The organism is Pedobacter sp. MC2016-24, assembly GCF_015223055.1.
Lineage (GTDB): Bacteria > Bacteroidota > Bacteroidia > Sphingobacteriales > Sphingobacteriaceae > Pedobacter.
Map to the genome: position 1 here is coordinate 951,990 of NZ_JADFBX010000001.1, position 22,769 is coordinate 974,758.

Consider the following 22,769-nt stretch of genomic DNA (forward strand, 5'->3'; position numbering starts at 1 on the left):
GGATTTCAAATTTGTCTTTTATGATTTCGATTTTATGCTAAAACAAATCAATTGCTTTCTGCATCCTTCCTGGCCAGATATTCTGTAGGCATACAATCGTAATATTGCTTAAAGGCTGTAGAAAAATAAGACGGAGAATTGAAACCCGACATATAGGCCACCTGCGCAATCGTATATTGACGCGACTCCATCAGTTCTACAGCCTTTTTGAAACGAATTCTTTTGATAAAATCTGTGGCAGACTCTCCTGTAATTGCCTTTAACTTCAAATACAGATTGGAACGGCTCATGCCGATCTCACGGCTAAACTTATCTACCGAAAAATCAGATGCTGTGATGTGTTTTTCGATGATGAGGATTGCCTGTCGCAAAAAGTCCTCATCCAGGGTATTGAAAGCAATGTTTTCAGGAATAATTTCAGTACTGCTTGAATAATATTCTTTCAGTCGCTTGCGCGATCTGCTGATGTTCTGGAGCTTGGCTTCCAGTAAAGCAATAGAAAAAGGCTTAGTGACATAATCGTCGGCCCCTACCTCTAAACCTTTGATCTGATGGTTGGTTTCATTCCTGGCTGTCAGCAGAATAACAGGAATGTGGCAGGTTCTGATGTTCTGTTTTATTTTTTTGCAAAGATGTATGCCATCCAGCTCAGGCATCATCACATCACTGACAATCAGATCTGCCTCCAGTGTTTCCAGTAATTGCAGTGCCTCTTTACCATCAAAAGCGACATGAACTTCGTAAATGTGTTCAAAATAATTCTTCAGGTACGCCACAATCTCCTGGTTGTCATCGATGATCAACAGCTTTTCTTTCGCTGATTCTGTAGCTGACTCCGGTGATTCAAGGTCTTTTTCATCCATCCCATGTACTTCATTTTGAATGGCAATTTCATATCCGCCATCGGCGATGTGTTCATCTGCTTCATACTGTTCATCCTCAACAGGAATGCGCACCGTAAAACGCGCACCTTTACCAGGATCGCTTTTCACCGTAATTTCGCCGTGATGCAACTCAACCAGTCTTTTGGTAAAAGCAAGTCCGACACCAGAACCAAGGTTCATCCCCTCGCCGCTCACCTGGTAAAAACGATCAAAAATCAAGTCCTGATGGGCCGGATCAATCCCAATCCCGGAATCGGCAACAGTAATCCATACATCACCGTCTTTTTTTGAGAGCAGCACTTCAATCGTGCCTCCGGCAGGTGTATATTTAAAAGCATTGGAAAGCAGGTTGAAAAGAATCTTCTCTATGGAATCGGAATCAAAATAAAAAGGCAGCCGGGCCTCGGTCGACTTAAAACTATATTTAATCTGGTGCTTTTCAGACAGGCTGTTGAATGAACCATAAATCTCATGTAAAAAGCTAACCATGTCTGTCCGCTGAACTTTCAGCTTCTTGGTTCCCAGCTCCGTTTTTTTAAATTCAAACAACTGATCCACCAGATGATACAGGCGTTTCGCATTCAATAGCATCAGCTCATAGTGCTTTCTCAATGCTTTTTCGCTCAGTTGTTTGCTCATCACCTCTTCCAGGGGTGCTAGAATCAAGGTTAAAGGCGTACGGAACTCATGTGAAATATTGGTAAAGAACTCCATTTTCATCCGGTTCAGGTAATCTACTTTTTCCCTTTCCATACGTTCCAGTTTTAGCTGCTGCGTAGCCCGGATCCGCTCGGATACCACGCGGTACACCGCATAGGCACCTGCAATAAAAATCAGGCTTAGAATCAAACGAAACCAGGTGCTGGCCCACCAGGGTGGCAGAATCACGATGCCCAGGCTCTTCACAGCACTTTGTTCGCCCAGGGGGCCAACTGCTTTGACATGAAATACGTATTTTCCTGCCTGTAAATTGGTATAATTTGCCTTAGGCAAATTATCTGTCAGCTGCCACTCGTTGTCAAAGCCATCCAGTTTATACAAATACCTGGTTTTATTCGGGGCTATGTAATTGAAGGCGTTGAAAAAGATACTAAACTGTTTAAACTCATGCTTAAACCTAAGCTCGCTCACCTGATCAATGTGCTGATCCAATACGCCATAATTATCCCCGGCAACTACGGGTTTATTGAAAATCTCTAAACCCGTAAAAGTAACCTTGAGCTTAAATGGTTCTTGCTTTAGTGCCTTTGGATAAAAATAAGAAATGCCGTTAATGCCGCCAAAAAGCATCATTCCATCGCTGGCTTTACAAAATGCGTACAGGTTAAACTGATTGTTCTGCAAACCATCTTTGTTGTCAAACACCTGTGTAGTTCTGGTGTCCGGATTAAATTTAACCAGGCCTTTATTTGTAGAAATCCATAAATACCCCTCATCATCCGGCTGAATTCCATAAATGGTTCCTTTTAAAAAATCTTTACGCGTAGTATAATTCACAAAAGTACGACTGGGTTCATCATATAAATTCAACCCGTCACGCGTACCAATCCAGATTCTTTTCTTCTGATCCTCTGCAATACAACTTACAATGTCATTACTCAACAGCGCTCCGGGAAAGGGATCAAAAATCAGGTTATCCGGATAAAGAATATTTACCCCGTTTGTCGTGCCAATCCAGATCCGGTGTTTAACATCTTCCAGTAAATAGGTCACCTCATCCGACGAAAAACGTTTACCCGATTTATCGATGTAAAAATGAGAAAAAGTACCCTCATCAGCATGAAAAAGATCCAATCCTGTCCGCGTTCCTACCCAAATCCGATTGGCATGATCCTTTAACAGCGCATATACCATATCGCCCGCAATGCTCTTGGAATCGCTGGCTGCATGGCGGTAAATCTTACTGGTACCGCTTGAAGGATCAAAATAATTTAATCCGGCATTGTGTGTACCCACCAACAATTTTCCACGTTGATCAAAAGCAATGGATTTAATGTTATTGGAACTGAGCGCTCCCTGTCCTGATTCTTTATAGGTATAGTAACGAATCGTATTGGCTTTGCGGTCCCAGAAATTCAGTCCTTTATCATTTGTACCAATCCAGAAATCACCCTTAAGGTCCTGTTTAATCACATTGATCACCTGGTCGTTTAAAGAGAGCGCTCCAGCATTCTGATTCAGCAGGTTAAACTTAATGTCGCTATGATGGTAATAATTGATTCCTCCGTAAAATGTCCCCATCCACATGCCATTTTGCTGATCGCGGTAAACACAACGCACAGAATTTTGATTGATGGTATAGGGAATTGAAGACTGATGGTAGTAATTCTCAAAAGTTTCCGTTTCAACATCCAGAATCGAAAGCCCCCTGAAAGTACCCAGCCAGAGATTGCCCAATGCATCTTTTTCTATACCACGCACATCATTATCTGCAATATTGTTTTGTCCCAGTAGCGTATGCCTGTAATTTCGTACGGCGCCATTGCTCAGGTTGTATTGAATCAGACCCGTTCCTTCAGTTCCAAGCCAAAGGATATTTTTGTCGATCAAGATCTCATTTACCCGGGGCTTGCTGATCCCCAGATTGAGCTGGCTTAATTTATTGCTACCTGCCTCCATTTTAAACAGGCCCACATCCGTACCCAGGAACAAGGTGTTTTTTAAAAATGCCAGTCGGGCAATTACCCGGATGCCATACGCTGATGCATCAAAATTTACTGTTTTAAATTCGGATGTCCCGGGATCCAGGTAAAAAACCTCTCCCGTACTTGCACTTGCCCAGATTACCTTTTTAGCATCCTGAACAATAGACGAAATATACCACTCGCCTGATTTACGCGGTAGCGTATAATTCCGAAAATTGTTACCTGCATAATCGTACTGACTAACACCTTCATTACCACCAACCCAGAGCAGGCCTTTGTGATCCAGGTAAATGCTGCGGATATAATTGGATTGCAAGCTGGACTTATCTTCTTTAACTGGACGATACACAGCAAAACTTTCGCCGTCAAAACGGTTTAAACCATCCTGGGTAGCCATCCACATAAAGCCTAAAGTATCCTGTACGATGGAAAAAACAGTGCTTTGCGACAGGCCCTTATCTACAGAAATGCTCCTGAAATAACGTTTTACAACTTTACCATCTGCATTCTGCGCATAGCTGCTCCATCCGGATAAGCCCGAAAGCAACAGCAAAAAAATGATCCTTAACACATTCTTCATGACAATACCCCCTGCTAAATGTTATTTAAGCGTAAACCCCTGATCAAATTTAACCACATCCGGCAAACTATTCACTACTTCCTGCTGATTAATTGTTCGTAACTATTTATTTTCTCCTGCAAATGAATCCTGATGCGTTTTACCCCAGTTTTTCAGGTACAGGCGCATTTGTTTCAGTTTTTGCTGATTTGCTGGCTTAACCGCAAGGTTATCCATCTCTCCCGGATCACTTTGCAGATTAAACAACTGCTCCCTGATTTTACCCTGATCGTACACAATGTATTTAAAATCTTTGGTGATCACCGCACGTCCTTTGATCCCTAGTAACCTTTCATTGTCAGCAAAATCCGTTTCTATGACCAGCGTATCCCGTAATTTAGCAGAAGGATTGGCCATGCGTTTACTCAGGTCTGCACCTTTTAAACCCGCAGGTAGTTTGGTTCCCGTAAAACCACAAATGGTGGGTATGATGTCAATGCCATTGCAAACCAATTGGTCATCAGTTCTGGCTTTCCATTGCCCTATTTTGGAAATGATAAAAGGGATCTTAGCGGATTCTTCATAAAGAATTTGCTTTTGGTTCCATTCATGAGCAGCATAGCCATCTCCATGATCGCTGGTAAAAATGATAATCGTATTGTCCGCTACGCCATATTTCTTTAAAGAACCCAATACCATCGCAATGTAATGGTCTACCTTCTCCACCAAACGATTATAAGCCCAGCGGTATTTACGCCATTCGCTTTCATTCCAGCCTACGGAAGGATAGGTACGCGGACTTACCTTTTGCTGCTCCCTCACAATAGCGGGTTCATGCGCTGGGATCCGCCAGTTTAAGGGTAATTTCGGACAAAGTGCCGTATCCGGCGCAGCATCCAGTACATCCATTTTCAATTCGTCACCCCTGGCCCATTCACAAATGTCGTGTGGATTAAGAAAAGAAGCTACCAGCAAAAATGGATTACTTTTATTGGCTTTGATGAAGGCCGCACATTGTGAAGGCGTTACCGCATCGGTATAGTCAGCAGTCCCGGTATTGCTGATGCTTTCAAAACCATGCTGTGCTACCTTGCTGGCGGGAACCGGAAGGTGCCATTTCCCAACATAGCCTGTTTTATACCCTGCTGACTTTAAAATCTTCCCCATCATCAATACGGAGTCCGGCCATTGTCCGTCTTTTTCAGGCGCATTACCGGTAAAACCAGTTTCATGTGGCATGCGGCCACTAAATATCGCTGATCTGGAAGGCGTGCAAAGTGGCTGTGCACAATAAGCCCGGGTAAAACGGGTTCCGTTTGCAGCCAGCATATCCATCGCCGGTGTATGCAGATCTGTATTACCGGCATTACGCATCGCATCAGCCGTTTGCTGATCCGTCATAATGATCATCACATTTGGCTTTGAGGCCATATTCTTTTGGACTTGTGCTTTGGCATTTCCAAATCCCGCCAGGATAAGCGCAGTGATTATCAGCCCGTTTATTTTGTACATCCTCATCCTTATTTCAAATAATCGTAAGCAGAATCCAATTTGAAACGCTTTTGCATTTCCAGACTTGGCTTCGGTTTTTTATCAACCTCACTAAAGTAATCCGCCGTATCCCAAACCTTTGTTTCACCGCCGGTTTCTCTCGGATCCTGCGTTTTCACCAGGTAATCGCGCATTTGAGCAGCCAGTTTTTCTTTTATTTTGGCATAGGCGGGATCGGCTGCCAGATTATGCAATTCATCCGGATCTTTGTTGATGTCGAATAACTCTTCAGCAGGTCGTTTACCTACTGCCAATTCAAAAAACGGTTTAACTTTGGGGTCATTTCTATTTTCAATCAGGTAGTATTTAGTTGCACCAGGCCAGTTAAACATATATGGATCTATATCTCCATAAAAAGGTGGATCACCTGCCGGCCATCTGCCTGGTTCATAATTTTTAATGTATAAAAATTCTTTGGTACGTATTGCCCTTCCCGGGTAACCTAAACCATGCTGCCTGACAAAAGCGTGACGCTCACGGCCAAGTACTACATATGCCCTTTGCAAGTCATTCTTCCCCTGCTTTTCAACTATGGGCAGCAGACTTTTTCCTGTCATTTCAGCCGGGATTTCAGTTCCGCCCAAGGCTAAAAATGTGGGGGCCAAATCATTCAGCGTAACCAGATTATCGGCTACCACATTCTGCTTAAATTTACCTGGCCAGGATATGATAAGTGGTACATGTGTTCCAAAATCATATAAATTAGCTAAGCCTCGTGGCATTTGCCAGCCATTATCGCTGCAAATTACAATAACCGTATTTTCCAATTCACCAGTAGCCTGCAGCACCTTTAAAGCCTCGCCAATTTCTTGATCAAATGTCTCTATTGAGGCATAATAATCAGCAATGTCTTTTCTGACATCGATTTGGTCAGGTAAATATCCTGGTACTTTTACATGAGCAGGGTCTATACCGGCTTTTTCCCCTGAACCTTCTACATAAGGTCTGTGCGGTTCGTGGCTACTTAACCAATAACACCATGGATTGTCTTTATTTTTAAGTTTCAAAAATTCACCGAAACTTGGATACGGATTGCCTGCCGGATTGTGTTTACGACCATTGGCTTCAAAACTACCCGGTCCCCAGCCTTTACCCTGAAAACCCACTGCATAACCATTGTCTTCCAGCAGATCGGTATATAATTTATATTGTGTTGGCAGAATGCCCCACAAATTGGCGCCTTCTTTTAACCGCCAGATGTCCTGCCCGGTTAACATCGCTGCTCTTGCCGGCGTACAGGATGGTGAACTACAAAAGGCATTGTTAAAACGCACACCTTGCTTGGCTATTAAATCCATATTGGGTGTACGTACCGTTTTATCGCCATAAATACCTGCGTGATTCCAGGATTGATTATCAGACATGATCATCAGGATATTTGGGCGCTGAACTTCCTTTTTCGGCTTACAGGATCCCCAGCTTAACGCGGCAATAAGGGCGACAGGAAAATATTTGATTTGATTTAAATTCATCTTCAATAATTATTTTAAAACGACTTCCTCCGGATTGGCATCTTTATACTGTTCCTGCAGTTTTTTCAATTCGGCTTTCAGTTCCTGAATTACGGGTTCAAAATCCTTATTCCCGTATAGATTCTTCATTTCATGTGGATCTTTCTGCAGGTCATACAATTCCCATTCGTCAATATCATTGTAAAAATGGATCAGTTTATACCGTTCTGTTCTAATGCCATAATGCCTTTTCACCATATGCCAGCTAGGAAATTCGTAATAATGATAATACACTGCTTTACGCCATTTTTCAGGAATTTTACCGGCACCGTCCATCACCGGCCTTAACGACAAGCCCTGCATATCAGCTGGTATTTTAACGCCTGCATAATCCAGTAATGTCGGCGCAAAATCAAGATTCATGGCAAATGCATTACTTACCGAACCTGCTTTGATCGATTTAGGATAACGAACCAGCAAAGGTGTCCGGAAGGATTCATCATACATGAAACGCTTGTCAAAATAACCATGTTCGCCTAAAAAGAAACCCTGATCTGAAGTATATACGATAATCGTATTGTCCAGCTCACCAATCTTTTCCAGGTAATCCATTAACCTGCCCACATTCTCATCTACAGCTACCACACAAGCCAGGTAGTCGCGCATGTATTGCTGGTATTTCCAGCGAACCAGGTCTGCGCCTTTTGGATTCAGTCGTCTGAATTCAGCAACCCGTTTATCATACACCTTTCTCCACTGTGCCTTTTCCACATCGGTCATCCGGTTGTATACTTCAAAGAAACGTGCTTTATCCAACGAAGGATCATTGGCTTGTTTATAATCATCTCCTTTACTATCCTTAAAGCTGCTGGCCGGCAACTTTGACATGGAATCCAGCTGTGCCGTCGAAAGTAATTTCAGGTCCCAGGCATCCCACATATCGGTAGCAATGTTCATGAGCTGTTCTTTTGCGGCCCTGCCCCGTCCTTTAAAATCATCCAGCAAATTCTCAGGTTCCGGGAAAACAGTCTGGTCAAACATCCCCAGGTGCCTCGGCGCAGGCATCCAGTTCCGGTGTGGGGCTTTATGCTGATAAATCATCATAAACGGTTTATCATGGTCCCTTTTCTCCAGGAAAGCAATAGCCTTATTTGTAATGATATCGGTTACATAGCCTTTTTCTTGAATCCGTTTACCATTCTCTAAAAAATCCGGTTGGTAGTACTGACCCTGATTGGGTAAAATGCTATAATAATCAAAACCCACTGGTGTAGAGCCCAGATGCCATTTGCCAATCATCGCAGTCTGATAACCTGCTTTTTTCAACAATTGCGGATAAATGACCTGTGTGCTGTCAAACGTTTTAGAATTGTCGGTTAAACCGTTCAGGTGACTGTATTTCCCGGTTAAAATGGTCGCTCTAGACGGGCCACAAACCGCATTCGTGACAAAACAATTGTTAAATAAAATACCCTCTTTTGCAATTCTGTCCAGGTTTGGTGTTTTAACCAATTTACTGCCGTAGGCACTCATCGCTTGAATGGTATGGTCATCGGTCATGATGAACACGATATTTGGCCGCCTTTTGTTTTCGGCAAGTTTAGGTTGCTGGCAGGCCGTCAATGCCATGCCAGCAACCAAACCAGATAATATCATTTTCAAATTACCCATTGCTAATAATTAGGATTCTGACTTAAATTGGTATTCAGATCCCTTTCTATCTGAGGGATCGGATACAATTCATTTTTATTGTCTTTAAAGAAATCCGCAGCTACATAACCATAATTACTTCGGTACACCTTTAGCGCCGCCTGTGTTGCCCGGATGCTTGAACCCAGGATGTTCCAGCGGATCAGATCCATTCTCCGCATCCCTTCAAAACAAAGCTCCCATGCCCGCTCCTGTTTTATCCTTTCAAAAAAGTCCAGTTTGTTCAAACCTGCCGGTAAATCAACTGTAGCATCAGCTGTGGTCAGTGGCTTGCCATACGCCCTCCTTCTGACCTGATTGATGGCCGCATAAGCAGCGGCATTCGGCCCCTCATTGATTTCATTTTCTGCTTCTGCACGCATCAGTAAAACATCTGCATAACGCAACAGGCACCAGTTGATATCGGTATTGTTCAAATCCTTAGGTCCGGTATTCTGCCAGTCACGTCTCCATTTACCCGGAGCCCAGCCTTCATCCAGTCTTGCAGTCAGCTGAGGTACAATTACCCCTTTTGCATCCAGTTTATACGTACAAACTGCAACATCCCGCCTTAAGTCACCGGTCTTATAACTTTTTTGAAATAGTGCTGTCGTTTTGTAAAACGAGTTCGCTCTTCCGTAAGGATTCCCTGCATCGGCTATCGGCGCGTTCCAGGTTCCGATCACACCGCTGTTGCCAACACCGCCCGTAGCATTAAAAAGTGCCACTTCGTACATAGACTCTTTAGGATCAAGAATAAACTTACAGTGGTTCCTGAATATTTGTTCATAACTGGTATTTAAAGCGTGCTCTCCCGAAGCCATCACTTCTGAGGTCATTTTCAGCGCAAGTGCGTAATATTCTTTATAGTTTGAAGGACGCTCCATCTGTGCATTTTGCCTTAGCGAATATCCACCAGCAAACAAAGCAACTCTGGCCAGCATACCTTTTGCAGCACCTTTATTTAACCTTTCATCCAGCGGTTTCACCGAATTTTCCGGAATGTCAGGAATGGCTTCAGTCATGTCTTTAATAATCTGGGTATACACCTCATACCTGTCCGTCCTTGGCAACAGCACATCGTCTGTAGCTTCGGTAGATTTCAGCTTCATGGGCACATCGCCAAAAAGGCGTACCAAATCAAAGTAATATTGGCCCCTTAAAAATTTAGCTTCCCCAACTGCTCTTTTCAATGCCGTTTTCTGGGCTTCACTACCATTACTATACAATGCCATCTGAGGTATTTTTTCTACCACCAGATTGGCCCTGTTGATCCCCCGGTACAGCTGTCTCCAGGTATCCAGCATGTAAGGGTGTGCTGTAGGAATGGAATAATGGGCAACTTGTCTCGGCCCGTCACTAATCGCTGTCCCCTGCATTTGTGCAATGTCGGTATCAATGTCGTAGACCAGCGACATGTAAAAACCATAACCTGCTGTTCCGGTCATTTGCTGATATACCCCAAGTACAGCCATATCGGCCTCTTCAACAGTTTTAAAAAATGTTTCACTCGAATAAAGAGAATAAGGTTCCTCTTTCAGCCACTTTTTGCAGGAAGTAGGCATAACCAATATCGCTGATGCGACTACCATCAATTTAATGGTGCTGATCGCAGTAGTTTTAAAATATTTGTTCATGATCGTAACGTCTGGAATTTAAAAAGAAACATTTACACCGGCCACAAATGACCGGCTTCTCGGATAAGCACCAAAATCTACTCCTGGTGTAAGGCGGCTCGGATTGGCAGTACTTACTTCCGGATCATAACCACTGTATTTGGTAAAAGTGTGTAAGTTATACGCCGTAACATATACCCTTGCACCACTCATTTTCAACCTGGAAACCCAATTTTTAGGGAAGGTATAACCCAGACTTACGTTGTTGATGCGTAAAAATGAGCCATCTTCTATCATTTGATCATACAGTCTGAGTGAAGTACCCGCGCCATTATAAGAAGGTTTGGTTTTACCTGCATTTAATGCCGCCATTTCGGCACGGTCCGTAATGCGTTGTCCCGCAGCATTCACCGTAATCCAACGATCGGCAAAATAGTCCAGCGTATTGATGTTATTCAACTGGAGCTGGCTGTTGTTGAGCAGGTTTCCATTGTAAATGTCATTGCCGTACGACCAGTTGATGAAGATACTCAGGTCAAAACCTTTATAACTGAAATTATTGTTTAAACCACCAGTGAATTTTGGTCTTGCATTTCCAATCACCGAACGATCGTCGGCGTTGATGACCCCATCACCATTGACATCGATATACTTCAACGAACCTGGTTTTGCCAGGTTATTTGGATCCTGGGCCAGACCTGATTTTAAAGTAAAAACTTTAGTGCCCTCATTGTAATCAAAATCATCTACCGTATAAATGCCATTGGTTCTATAACCAAACATCCGGCCTACCGACTGACCAACCTCTACGATATAATCATTCTCCAGGTTGGCAGCCCATCCAGAATTTGCCAGAAGAAATTTGTCTCCTTTGTTCAAACTGACCACTTTATTGTTGTTGAAACCAATGTTAAAATTCGTATTCCAACTAAAATCAGTTTTTTTGATGTTCACCGTATTCAAACTGAATTCCACACCTTTATTGCTGGTCGAACCCACATTGATCAGCATATTGTTAAATCCGGATACGCCTGAAACTACAGTATTTAACAACAGGTCAGAAATCCGGTTGTCATAAGCGTCAACAGTCAATTGTACGCGCTGACCGAATAAACCAAGATCGATGCCGAGGTTTTTCGAAACCGTTGTCTCCCATTTCAAATCCGGATTGGGTAAAGCATTTGGAAAAACAGCAATGACATTGGCGTTGTTCAAAGGATAAAATCCCGATTGGAATAAATCCAACGATAGGTAATTGTCGATCCTATTGTTTCCCGAAGCTCCATAACTTAAACGTAGTTTAAGGTCAGAAATCTGCCTGATGTTTTTCATAAAACCCTCATCACTAACCCGCCATGCAAAAGCTCCGGAAGGGAAGTAACCAAATTTATTGTCCACACCAAATTTCGAAGAACCATCTGCACGGAAACTGGCCGAGAAAATATACCGGTCTTTATAAGCATAATTGGCCCTGCTGAATAAAGAGAACAATTTGTCATCTTCCTTCCTGGAGCTCAGCGGACCTGCTACAGAACCCTGGGCAATATCGTCAAGACCTAAATTGATGTTCGGAAAGCCACTTGCAGCCAGAGAAAAACTCTGAACCAAATTATACAATTGCTCCTGCCCCGCCATAACGGTAAGCACATGATCTTTTTTAAATTTAGTGGTATAAGTCAGGGTATTGCTGTAATTCCACCCGTTCTGGTCTGCCTGGGCAATAGAACCATTCGGCCCATTGGTTCGTTTAGCGCTCATAGAACGTGCATCGTTAAACATGTTTGTTTTGTTGTTTGATGTCTTGAGGTTCACCAAACCGCGATAGGTAAAACCTTTAAACAACTCATAATCAAGCGAAGTACTCAGATTTAAAAGTTTATTATTGGTCGATCTCAGCTGCGATTCCGCGTTGGTCACTGGATTCTGTAATACATTACCCGAATCATCACTCAGAAAAGGATCCGTATCCTGATTGATCAGATCGTCATCACTTCCGGCTATACCATAGGTAGGTCTGTACTGAAAAATGTTCTGCAATTGGTTAAAACGGTTATTTCCTTCCCTGGTACCTACACCGTAGGTATTCTGGTTGGAATAGTTAACGATTCCGTTTACTTTTAATTTTTTACCCAGGTTATGATTTACAGTTAACTTCATCACGTCCTTATCGGATGAACTGTTGACCATCACGCCCTCATCATTATTATGGGAGTAAAACAAGTTAAACCTCGTCTCACTGCTTCCGCCACTGATGCTTACTTTGTGGTATTGACTGTTTGCCGTATTACCAAGTGTTAAATCCTGCCAGCTGATTCCCGGCTTTCCGGCATATAGTGCGTCACGCTGAGAAAAATCCCCAAATGTTTTGATATAACGGTCCAATTCGGTAGCTGTTGCCAGTGCCCGTTCATATTGCAATAAGGTATACTGGTAAGGGTTTAATACAGGAATCTCTTTGGTTACCTTTTTAGCACCATAATACATGTCATAATTGATTGTCAACTTCCCCGCTTTAGGTTGCTTTGTGGTGATCAGGATCACGCCATTGGCACCTCTTGCACCATAAATGGAAGTCGCCGATGCATCTTTCAAGACATCCACACTTTCGATATCCATCGGATCCAGAAAGCTTAGCCCATCTGTTTGCGGAATACCATCCACTACATATAAAGGTTCATTACTTTGTGTAATGGAACCGCCACCCCTGATGGTAATCGCCGGCTGGGAGCCTGGAGTACCATCAGCAGGGGCAACCTGCATGCCGGCTATCCTACCCTGTAAAGCACTGGCTACATTTTGTACGGGCACTTTACTCAGCTCTGTACCTTTTATAGAAGATACAGCCCCTGTGAGATCTTTGCGTTTCACCTCACCATAACCAATAACCACCACCTCGTTCAGGTTTTTATTGTCATCGGCAAGCTTTACATGAATCACGCTACGTCCTTTAACGGCACGTTCTGTGGTAATTGATCCAATATAAGAAAAGACCAGAATGGCGTCGGATTTCACCCGGATTTCATATGCACCATTATTATCCGTAACCTTTCCATTGGCCACTCCTTTCTCCGTAACGGTAGCGCCGGGCAGCGTGTTCCCCGCCTCATCGGTCACCACCCCCTTTACACTTATATTTTGGGCGTAGAGCGTTAGGTTACCCGCAACAATAATTAATAGCAGTAAAAATCGTTTCATAACTTTTTTTGGATTTACATAATTTGGTTAATTGATAAAAACGAATATATAGGAGTCTTTTAGCAATGGATTTAGGTATTGTTTAAAATGCTATCAATTTTGGTTAATCCCTTTTCCATTTTACAAATTAGCCAATAATTGCGGCATTATTGTCCCCTATCGTCTTTAAACGCCATACAAATATCTCAAGATTCTGCCGGCCCTGCTAAAAACTTTAAGCTTTCACCAATTTTAAAACGAATATATCCGATACCTAAAGCCCATACTTTTTTACCTGCTTACCTTCATCCATATTTTAAAACATAAACTTAAATCAGAAATCGCCAGGTGCAAACTACCCCTGATGGCTTCTAACAATTAAACAACACAATTATGCTAATGAAAAAACTACTCAGTGCATTTGTTGCTTCTGTTGCATTAATAGGATCGGCAAGTGGAATGGAAGTCCCGAAAAAGGATGGTAACGATTGGTTCAGAAAAACAGCCAAAACTGCCGTATACCAATTGAACAAAGCAGCTGAAACCTATACGCCAGGAATGAACCCCAGGTCTGTTAATCCGGATGGTACGGTAAGATTAGCTCCATTGCGCGACTGGACTACTGGTTTTTTTGCTGGCAGTTTATGGTATGGCTATGAATTATCTGGCGATAAAAAGCTGCAATCAGAAGCCAAACGTTTTACACTGGCACTGGATTCTATACAATATATAAAGGATACACATGACCTTGGCTTTATGTTGTATTGCGCTTATGGCAATGCCTTTAGAATAACCGGAGATAAAATCTATTTGAAACCGTTGGAGAATGGTGCAGCCAATTTGTATGCAAGGTTCAATAAAAAGGTAGGTGCCATACGCTCCTGGGACTTTGGCCACTGGCAATTTCCGGTTATCATTGACAACTTAATGAACCTGGAATACTTGTACTGGGCCGGAAAAGAATTTAATAAACCTCAATATGCTGAAGCGGCTAAGACACATGCGATCACGACCATGAAAAACCACTTCAGAAAAGATTACAGTTCTTACCATGTCATCAGCTATGATACCTTATCCGGTAAAGTACTGCAAAGGGAAACACACCAGGGCTTAACCAATGAATCGGCATGGGCCAGAGGACAAGCCTGGGGCTTATATGGTTATACCATGAGCTATAAGGATACCGGGGACAAGAAATTCATTGCACATGCGGAACATATTGCGGCCTTTATCATGAACCATCCAGCCATGCCTGCTGATAAAATCCCATTGTGGGATTTCGATGTACACAACAGGGACCGCTCACCAAGAGATGCGTCTGCAGCAGCAGTAATTGCTTCTGCATTACTGGATCTGAGTACCCAGGTAAAAGATGGTCAGAAATATTTTAAATATGCAGAAGATATCCTCAAGAGTTTGTCATCGGACGAGTATCTCGCTAAACCAGGAGAGAATCACTTTTTTATCCTGAAACATAGTGTTGGTGCTTTGCTGTACAATTCTGAAATTGACACGCCTTTAAACTATGCAGACTATTACTTTCTGGAAGCCCTGAAAAGATATGCTGAGATCAAAAAGATCGACCTGAAAACCATCAATCCAAATTAATATCACCGTAAATTCAACTGCGAGGCTGTATCATAAAATCAGGATACGGCCTCGTATTGCGTAAAGCCTTAATTACAGCAGCTAAAAATCCCATTAGAGTCCCCTGTCCTAAACGAACTCAGCGCAAGGAGTAAAATCTAAGCTATAACTATTATATAAAGCCATCATTTCTTCAATAGGATATACAAGCCGTTATTTACACTTTCCGGGCCATTTGAAGGAAAAGCATATTTCAAAAAGCTAACATCAGTTTGTGTTGCAAATACTTCAGGAACCTGATACTGCGTTAAATAACTTTCAATAGGCTTGGAAAAACCAACATCCTGTACCGCATCTACCTTAAACCGTATTTTCTCCTGTCCCACATGCAATTCGTACCCCGCTTTAATTGACCAGCTGACTGGCAAACTGATATAAGCAGCATAACTCTGAACGCCTTCTTTTTTATAGGATAGTAATACCGGATTCCTGTCTGCAGGATATTTCATTTGTGATTCTTTAATTTTCACGGTATAATACGTCTTTAAATAGCTGTCACTTGTCAGCTCCAAATCGCTATATTGTCCTTTTTCCGCATCTTTCAGTAAATACATCGCATTAAATTTCGCCGGATAACCTTTAAACTTTACACCGGAAATCTGATCGAAATCGTCCCAACGTTCATCGTATTGTTGCAAGATCAAAACGATCCATTCATTTTTTATTTTAAAATAAATGGGTTCCAGATCCTGATAGAAGTTATTTGTTCCATAAATAACAACCTCAGCACGCTGGTAAAAATCTTCAAAATGATGCTGCCAATCCTGGGCATTCATTTTCTGATCCAGATTCAAGACCTGTTTGATGGGTTGATGATTCAAGTTTGTTTCAGAAAAATCATAGACCCCGGAACTATCCATTGCGTAATAAGAATAGCGCTCCAGCTTCACATCCGGAAGCTCCAGATGGTACAGTTCTTTACCACCAGCATCCAGTTTCAACAAACTATCTCTGACAGACACGATAAAAAACCGATGTGCGGAATCATACGTAACGGTGGTGTATATGTCCTGGCTTATTCTCCGGATTTCATAATTGGCAGACGATGGATTTTCAGCCAGTTCCGGATATTTATAAAATTCGGTGCTGTTAAACATCGTAGAGATATTTCTGCTGGTACATTTATCCAGAAACAAAAGCACAAATAAAAACAGGCAGAAAATACAGATCGAAAAAACCTTGATGTTTAACATAAATTTATTTAATTAACCATGAATTGCTTCTTTATTACCAAAACTCTGGATCAGTTCACCTTCAAATTCCAGCCACTCTTTCCATCTCTTATCCACATCTACATCAACAGTATATTTGCGTGCAAAGTTTAGAAAAGTCGTATAATGTCCCGCTTCAGACACCATCAGATCGTGATAGAATTTAGCCAGTTCCACATCTTTGATATTTTGTGACAGCACCCTAAACCGCTCGCAACTTCTTGCTTCAATCATGGCGGCGAACAATAAACGATCTATAAAAGCATTATTCCGACTGCCATCGCGTTTACTGAATTTGACCAGCCGGCCAACATAATCGTCCTTACGCTCGCGTCCCAGGGTATAACCACGCTTTTTGATGATGTCCACTACCATTTGAAAATGCTGCATTTCTTCCAAAGCTATTGCTGTCAATTCCTCCACCAAATCCATATGTTCTGAGTTATTGGCAATCAGGGTAATGGCATTCGTTGCTGCTTTTTGTTCACACCAGGCATGATCAGTTAAAATTTCTTCTAAATTCGATTCAGCAATGTTTGCCCAACGCGGGTCTGTCAATAATTTTAATCCAAGCATAGTAATTGTATCGTGTTCGATCCAAAATTAGCAAAGTTTATTTGATTAGATTAAAAGATCAGCCAATTGGCTATCGCTGTCAACCATTTTTATGGCCTAAAAGTTTATATTTGAGCACAAACTGCAATGATGAAAACCAACATTTTATTGATCAGTCTGATGGTATTGATGTACAGCTGCCGCAATGCTGATGTTGCCAAAACCGAGGCGCAAACCTTATACAGTGCCATCCATCAAAATGATACGGCAACGTTAAAGATCAGGCTGACAGACAAAGATTTTTACGGACAACTGGAAACCAATTACCACGGCCTATATAAAGACTCTGGCGGCGTAACCGGCGTGGTTAAAGGCAATATTTTAAAGGGTACTTATAAATTCCAACATTATGGAATGGAAAAATGGCACAGCATTCCGATCACATTTTTAAAAAAAGACGGCAAGCTGATTTTGGGCCAGGGTGATATGGAAATATATATGGGCATGTTTTATTTTAAAAAGAACAAACCCATCGTTTATGACACCACAAAATTTGTTTTTGAAAAACACGGCCTCTAATATTTGGCGCATAAAAAAGCCTGTATCTTACGATACAGGCTTTGCTTTTTTCCTATTGGAAAACTATTTTTTAGCTACCAGTTTCACGCCAATTTCAAAATTATCGTCAATTGCTTTATCGCCAATGCTATCAAAAAACGATTTTGAACCGTATTTGATATCGTATTTAGTCCGATCAACAGTGATTTTACCTGCTAAAGCAGAAACGGTACCATCCGCATTGAACGCTAAAGTTGCCGGAAAGCTTAATGGTTTTGTAATGCCTTTAATCGTCAGGTTACCTGCTACATTTACATCTGCACCTTTACCAGTAACTTTAGTGATTACAAATGTTGAGGTCGGGAATTTAGTTGATCCAAAGAAATCATCTGCTTTCAAGTGACCTTCTAATTTCGCGCTGCCATCAGCATCTTTAATCGAAGTCATGTCGATCACAAAGGTGCCACCTGTCACATTTTTACCATCCACATCTAAAGATCCTGATTTTAATGAAATTGTTCCATTGTGCGAACCCGTTACTTTTTTACCAATCCAGGTAATGCTGGATTTTGCTGCGTCTACAGTGTAAGTAATTGGTTTCTTAGAATTTGTAAAAGCTGATAAACCAACTACGGCCACCAACAATAAAATGGTGTTAAATTTTAATTTCATGTTCTAGGTTATTTAATTTTAATCCAAATATACATGCAAAATACAAAATTGCACATTGATGTATGTTAAGAATTTATAAAAAACAGATACGGTCATCCAGTTTATTGCGGCTCATTTCTAGAGATCACAACTGTAGCAACCCCATGACCGATGGTATTCGTGATCGCCCTTGCTTCACTCATGAACCGGTCGATACTCAGTAGAATAGCCAATCCTTCTACTGGTATTTTATGAATGGTGCCTATTGTTGTTGCCAGGGCGACAAACCCAGCCCCAGATATACCTGTAGCTCCTTTGGAGGTCATCAAAATCACCATGATAATGGTGAGTATTTCAGTAAATGAGAAATGGATCTGATACAATTGAGCCAGAAAGATCACTGCAACGCCCATATACAAACAGGTCCCTGTCAGGTTAAATGAATTACCCGTTACCGTAACCAGGCTAACGACAGATTTCCGATAGCCCATGATTTCCAGGCGGTCCATCAATAAAGGCAACACAGATGTGGAAGATGATGTACCCAACACATAGAGCAGCTCCTGTTTGATCGATTTAAGAAAACTGAAAAGACTTACCTTAAAATACCTGAGAATTCCTCCAAAGACAACAAGGATGAAGAAAAACATAGACAAGTAAGTCGCGGCAACCAGCTTTCCGACGGGTACTAATGAATCTAGCCCAAATTTACCAACCGTATACGCGATGCCACAATAGGCGGCCAGTGGCGCCAGCAGAAAAACATAACGCAGCACAATAAACAATAGGTTACGGGCATTTTCAAGAAAGCCTACGATTTGCCCGCGATGTTTTGACCGGTTAATGAGCAGACCAATACCTATTCCAAAGGCCAAAAATAGAATGGTATATTCAGTCATCATTCCATTGCTCCAATCGGTGCCACCAGAAACACCTGATAGCCGCGGCAACAGCTGATTGAGACTGGAGCGTTCAATAGCCCCGGGACGAATAATCAGTGCACAACAGATTCCCACCATGATGGCCACCACACTGATCAGTTCAAAATAGATGAAAGACTTCAAACTAATCCTTCCTGCTCTTTTCAAATCCACAATACTGCCGAAAAGAGAAACTACGGTAAGAAAAATTACCGGACCGATAAAAGGCTTGATCACTGCGACAAAAGCGAGAGAAACGATTTGTGTTTGCACAGCAAAGCCAGGGTAAAAAACACCGGTAACAATCCCTAAAAGAATAGCCAGCAGAACCTGTAAACTTAAATGTTTATTCAGTTTATCGGCAAAACCAAGTATGCGCATCCCGCTATTCAATTCAGTATAATTAGATTCATAACCGCGGGACTAATATACTGAGAAAAATACGTGTCAAACAAGCTCCGCTGCGGGCGGATGAAATTCCCGCTCGCTTTTTGCGATTACAATTGCTGCTACCCCATTTCCAATTATGTTAGTCAGGGCCCTGGCTTCGCTCATAAACTTATCTACACCCAGTAAAAAGGCAAGGCCTTCTACCGGGATTTTATGAAGTGCGGTTAAAGTAGAGGCCAGCACAATAAAGCCACTACCGGTCACACCAGCTGCACCTTTAGAGGTGACCATCAGGATCCCGATGATGCTCAGCAGCTCAAAAAAACTGAGCTGTACATTGTACAACTGGGCCAGAAAAATGACCGACATGGATAAATAAATTGAAGTCCCATCCAGGTTAAATGAGTAGCCTGTAGGCACCACCAACCCGACAACAGATTTGCTACAGCCCATTTTTTCAAGTTTTTGCATAATGGAAGGCAATGCCGACTCTGAGGATGAAGTACCCAATACAAGTAACAGTTCTTCCTGGATATATTTGATAAACTTCCAGATACTCATCTTGTAATATTTCATAATCCCGCCTAAAACCAGAAAGATGAAAATACCCATGGTCAGATAAACAGCGCCCATTAGTTTAGCAAGAGGCACCAGGGTATGCAAACCAAACTTCCCAACGGTATAAGCCATTCCTCCAAAAGCGCCAAGAGGTGCCAGGTACATGACATACTTTAAACCTTTAAAAACCCATTCCGATGCAACACCTAAAACAGACACCACTTTTAAACGATGTTTAGAATAATTTAACACCAGACCCACAATCAGGGCTGCAAGTAAAACCTGTAATGTGAAATTGTGTAAAAAGAAGCCGATCCAATCAAAGTCCTTTGGCGGTCCACTGGTATATTTCGATGCATTCTGCATCTGCAGTTTAGATTTATCGATATGACCGGGTTTAATTAACAATGCCATTACGACCCCTATAGCTAAAGAGAGGGTAGACACGACTTCAAAGTAGAAAAGTGATTTGATGCCAATCCGTCCTACCTTCTTCAAATCCCCCATACCACTTATTCCAAGAACAATCGTTAAGAAAATAATTGGCCCTATAAAAAGCTTTATGATTTCTATAAATGTTTTACCGATATATTCCATCTGAACAGCAGTCGATGGCCAGTAATTTCCCAACAGCACACCTGCAATAATGGCGATGAGTACCCAAAAAGTTAAATTGCTGAAAAGTTTCTTAGCAAAACTGCGATTTTGCCCGGGCTTGGGTTGAGAATTGAAATTGGAATAGCTGCTCATGGTTAAATTTTGTACTTTTATATCTGGTTCGGGCCATAGCGATGTTAAAATAGCGACTGGCAGAATTAAAAGTCAAACAATTAATTTGTTAGCTCCGAATAAAATCAATGAACAACAGAAAATATAAACCAATGCCCTAATTTTTCATTTCAAACACCAATGGTTCTATTGTTCAATCTATTTCTTCTGGTCCTGATGCTTCGCCTTTCTTTTGAAAAGAAATTACTGAAGCCTCTTTTTTATAAGAAATGGCCAGATGTCATCAACATTCAACACATCATATTCTGGCTGGCCTTTTCGTCTGCGAATCTGTACCTGTATCTGGAGTGGTTCGATTGGAAAGAAGGCATATTCCGCTGGTTGTTTATGCTGATCGTCAATATTACCTTATACCTGTTTTGCTTTCAAAAACTTGTCCCTGAATATTATGAAAACAAGAAGTACGAAGCATACATCCGCTATACCAGTGTAGTTTACATCCTATCCTGCCTGATCAGAATTTTGATAGAACCTGCCTTGTTTGCAGGGCTACACCACAAAGAAAATGCCTTTTTGATTTTAGTATATGTCAGCCAATTGATGATTGTACTCATTGCCTCCATGCTGGGAATTTCCAAATACAAACTGATTGTGGAAAGGGAACTGGTTAAAATGGAAGCCTTAAAAAAGGAGGCTGAACTTGATTTGATGAAGTCAAAGATCAACCCGCATTTTCTCTTCAATACCTTAAACAACATTTACTCGCATAGCTATAAACAGGACAGCAGTGCCGCAAATCTCATTAAACAACTGAGCCTTTTGCTGCAATACACGACCTACGATGTAGCAAAGAAAAGAATAGTATTGGAAAAAGAAATAGAGATGATCCTTGCATTGAGCAGTCTTTATCAGCTTAAATATGCCCAGGGCCTCAACCTCGTCTTCGATTATACCTATGATGAATATTTCGGTATTATTGAAATTCCCCCAACCATTTATTTCACCTTATTTGAAAATGCAATCAAGCATTCTGCATTGGGGGTAGATGAACATGCATTCATTACGATCAAGCTGAGTCTGCAAAACGAGGAACTTTGCTTTCACATCCGCAATTCTAAATCGTCCAGATCTTATGAAAGATCAGATCAAAACTACAAGGGTATTGGCTTGAAAGTACTTAAAACCATTATGGAATCGGAATATCCGGAAAACCATCAATTTATGGTAGAAGAATCAGAAACAACGTATTCTACCATTTTAACGATCAAAATATGACGAATTTAAACGCCATCTATGTTGACGATGAGCTTCCAGCATTAGAACTCATCAAAAACTACTGCAAAGAAATTCCCGAGATCAACCTGACCGCCTGCTTTACCAGGGCAGATCAAGCCATTGAATTTATCAAAACCAATCCGGTTGACCTCCTCATTCTGGACATCGAGATGCCGGAAATTTCTGGAATAGAACTGGCAAAAATTGTCCATCCGGATAAGCTGGTCATCTTTATAACCGCCGACCCTACCCATGCCGCACAAGCCTACGAACTGGATGTGATAGATTACCTGGTGAAGCCGGTTTTCCCTGAAAGACTGACAAAGGCTGTGCGCAAGGCATTGGACTTTTTCAGCTTCCAGGAGTCAAGCAACGCAAAAGATTACATCATCGTTAAAGCCGATTACATGATCAACAAAATACTCATTACTGACATTCAATGGATTGAGGGTTTTGGAGAGTACCTAAAAATCATGACCAGATTTAAACAGTATATGGTATTGCAACGTTTATCTGATTTTAGCGAAAAGAATATTAAACTGGGTTTCATCAGGATACACAAGTCCTATATCGTTCAGAGGGAAAATATCAGGTCATACAACTCTCAATTTGTCGTGCTTAAAGATGGAAAGCAATTACCTATTGGCAGAACCTATAAGGACAATCTGAAATGAGCAGACCACCCGAGTTTTGACAAGAGTGGTCT

At 41.7% G+C, this 22,769-nt stretch carries 15 protein-coding genes; 4 read left to right on the top strand and 11 right to left on the bottom strand.

The features are described 5' to 3' along the window. Window positions 1-47: 47 nt before the first annotated feature. The 6 genes from IM797_RS04330 to IM797_RS04355 all read right to left on the bottom strand — a co-directional run bounded on the left by IM797_RS04330 (window position 48) and on the right by IM797_RS04355 (window position 13,590). Window positions 48-4,109: a two-component regulator propeller domain-containing protein gene (locus IM797_RS04330; protein ID WP_194125853.1), complete on the bottom strand. Its 4,062-nt coding sequence runs from the start codon at window positions 4,107-4,109 to the stop codon at window positions 48-50. 102 nt (window positions 4,110-4,211) lie between these two features. After that, window positions 4,212-5,600, bottom strand: a complete 1,389-nt coding sequence (locus tag IM797_RS04335) for a sulfatase (protein ID WP_228098705.1) — start codon at window positions 5,598-5,600, stop codon at window positions 4,212-4,214. 8 nt (window positions 5,601-5,608) lie between these two features. After that, window positions 5,609-7,111, bottom strand: coding sequence for a sulfatase (locus IM797_RS04340; protein ID WP_194125855.1), 1,503 nt, complete (start codon window positions 7,109-7,111; stop codon window positions 5,609-5,611). A 9-nt stretch (window positions 7,112-7,120) separates the two neighbouring features. Then, on the bottom strand, window positions 7,121-8,761 hold the full coding sequence (locus tag IM797_RS04345; protein WP_194125856.1) for a sulfatase: 1,641 nt from the start codon (window positions 8,759-8,761) through the stop codon (window positions 7,121-7,123). Between the two features lie 2 nt (window positions 8,762-8,763). After that, the gene (locus IM797_RS04350; protein WP_194125857.1) at window positions 8,764-10,416 is read right to left on the bottom strand and encodes a RagB/SusD family nutrient uptake outer membrane protein; all 1,653 of its coding nucleotides are present in this window, start codon (window positions 10,414-10,416) and stop codon (window positions 8,764-8,766) included. Between the two features lie 18 nt (window positions 10,417-10,434). Next, window positions 10,435-13,590, bottom strand: a complete 3,156-nt coding sequence (locus IM797_RS04355) for a TonB-dependent receptor (RefSeq protein WP_194125858.1) — start codon at window positions 13,588-13,590, stop codon at window positions 10,435-10,437. Between the two features lie 378 nt (window positions 13,591-13,968). Here IM797_RS04355 and IM797_RS04360 point away from each other — a divergent pair, with 378 nt between their 5' ends. After that, entirely contained in the window at window positions 13,969-15,177 is a 1,209-nt protein-coding gene (locus IM797_RS04360) for a glycoside hydrolase family 88 protein (RefSeq protein ID WP_194125859.1), read from the top strand. A gap of 164 nt (window positions 15,178-15,341) precedes the next feature. Here IM797_RS04360 and IM797_RS04365 read toward each other — a convergent pair whose 3' ends face one another. Then, entirely contained in the window at window positions 15,342-16,313 is a 972-nt protein-coding gene (locus IM797_RS04365; RefSeq protein ID WP_194125860.1) for a hypothetical protein, read from the bottom strand. Window positions 16,314-16,421: 108 nt separating this feature from the next. Further along, the gene (locus IM797_RS04370; protein ID WP_194125861.1) at window positions 16,422-17,003 is read right to left on the bottom strand and encodes a tRNA-(ms[2]io[6]A)-hydroxylase; all 582 of its coding nucleotides are present in this window, start codon (window positions 17,001-17,003) and stop codon (window positions 16,422-16,424) included. Window positions 17,004-17,129: 126 nt separating this feature from the next. Between IM797_RS04370 and IM797_RS04375 the strand changes: the two genes are divergently transcribed. Beyond that, window positions 17,130-17,561, top strand: coding sequence for a hypothetical protein (locus tag IM797_RS04375; protein ID WP_194125862.1), 432 nt, complete (start codon window positions 17,130-17,132; stop codon window positions 17,559-17,561). A gap of 63 nt (window positions 17,562-17,624) precedes the next feature. Here IM797_RS04375 and IM797_RS04380 read toward each other — a convergent pair whose 3' ends face one another. The 3 genes from IM797_RS04380 to IM797_RS04390 form a co-directional block, all read right to left on the bottom strand. Continuing rightward, window positions 17,625-18,212: a YceI family protein gene (locus tag IM797_RS04380; RefSeq protein ID WP_194125863.1), complete on the bottom strand. Its 588-nt coding sequence runs from the start codon at window positions 18,210-18,212 to the stop codon at window positions 17,625-17,627. A gap of 101 nt (window positions 18,213-18,313) precedes the next feature. Continuing rightward, the gene (locus tag IM797_RS04385) at window positions 18,314-19,492 is read right to left on the bottom strand and encodes a cation:dicarboxylate symporter family transporter (RefSeq protein WP_194125864.1); all 1,179 of its coding nucleotides are present in this window, start codon (window positions 19,490-19,492) and stop codon (window positions 18,314-18,316) included. 66 nt (window positions 19,493-19,558) lie between these two features. Beyond that, window positions 19,559-20,809 carry a cation:dicarboxylate symporter family transporter gene (locus IM797_RS04390; protein ID WP_194125865.1) on the bottom strand — a complete coding sequence of 417 codons (1,251 nt, stop codon included), beginning with the start codon at window positions 20,807-20,809 and terminating at the stop codon, window positions 19,559-19,561. 159 nt (window positions 20,810-20,968) lie between these two features. On the opposite strand from IM797_RS04390, the gene IM797_RS04395 reads away from it, so the two are divergent. Both IM797_RS04395 and IM797_RS04400 read left to right on the top strand, forming a co-directional pair. Then, window positions 20,969-22,063: a sensor histidine kinase gene (locus IM797_RS04395; protein ID WP_194125866.1), complete on the top strand. Its 1,095-nt coding sequence runs from the start codon at window positions 20,969-20,971 to the stop codon at window positions 22,061-22,063. After that, the gene (locus tag IM797_RS04400) at window positions 22,060-22,737 is read left to right on the top strand and encodes a LytTR family DNA-binding domain-containing protein (protein WP_194125867.1); all 678 of its coding nucleotides are present in this window, start codon (window positions 22,060-22,062) and stop codon (window positions 22,735-22,737) included. The genes IM797_RS04395 and IM797_RS04400 overlap by 4 nt, the downstream gene beginning before the upstream one ends. The last annotated feature ends 32 nt before the right edge of the window (window positions 22,738-22,769 follow it).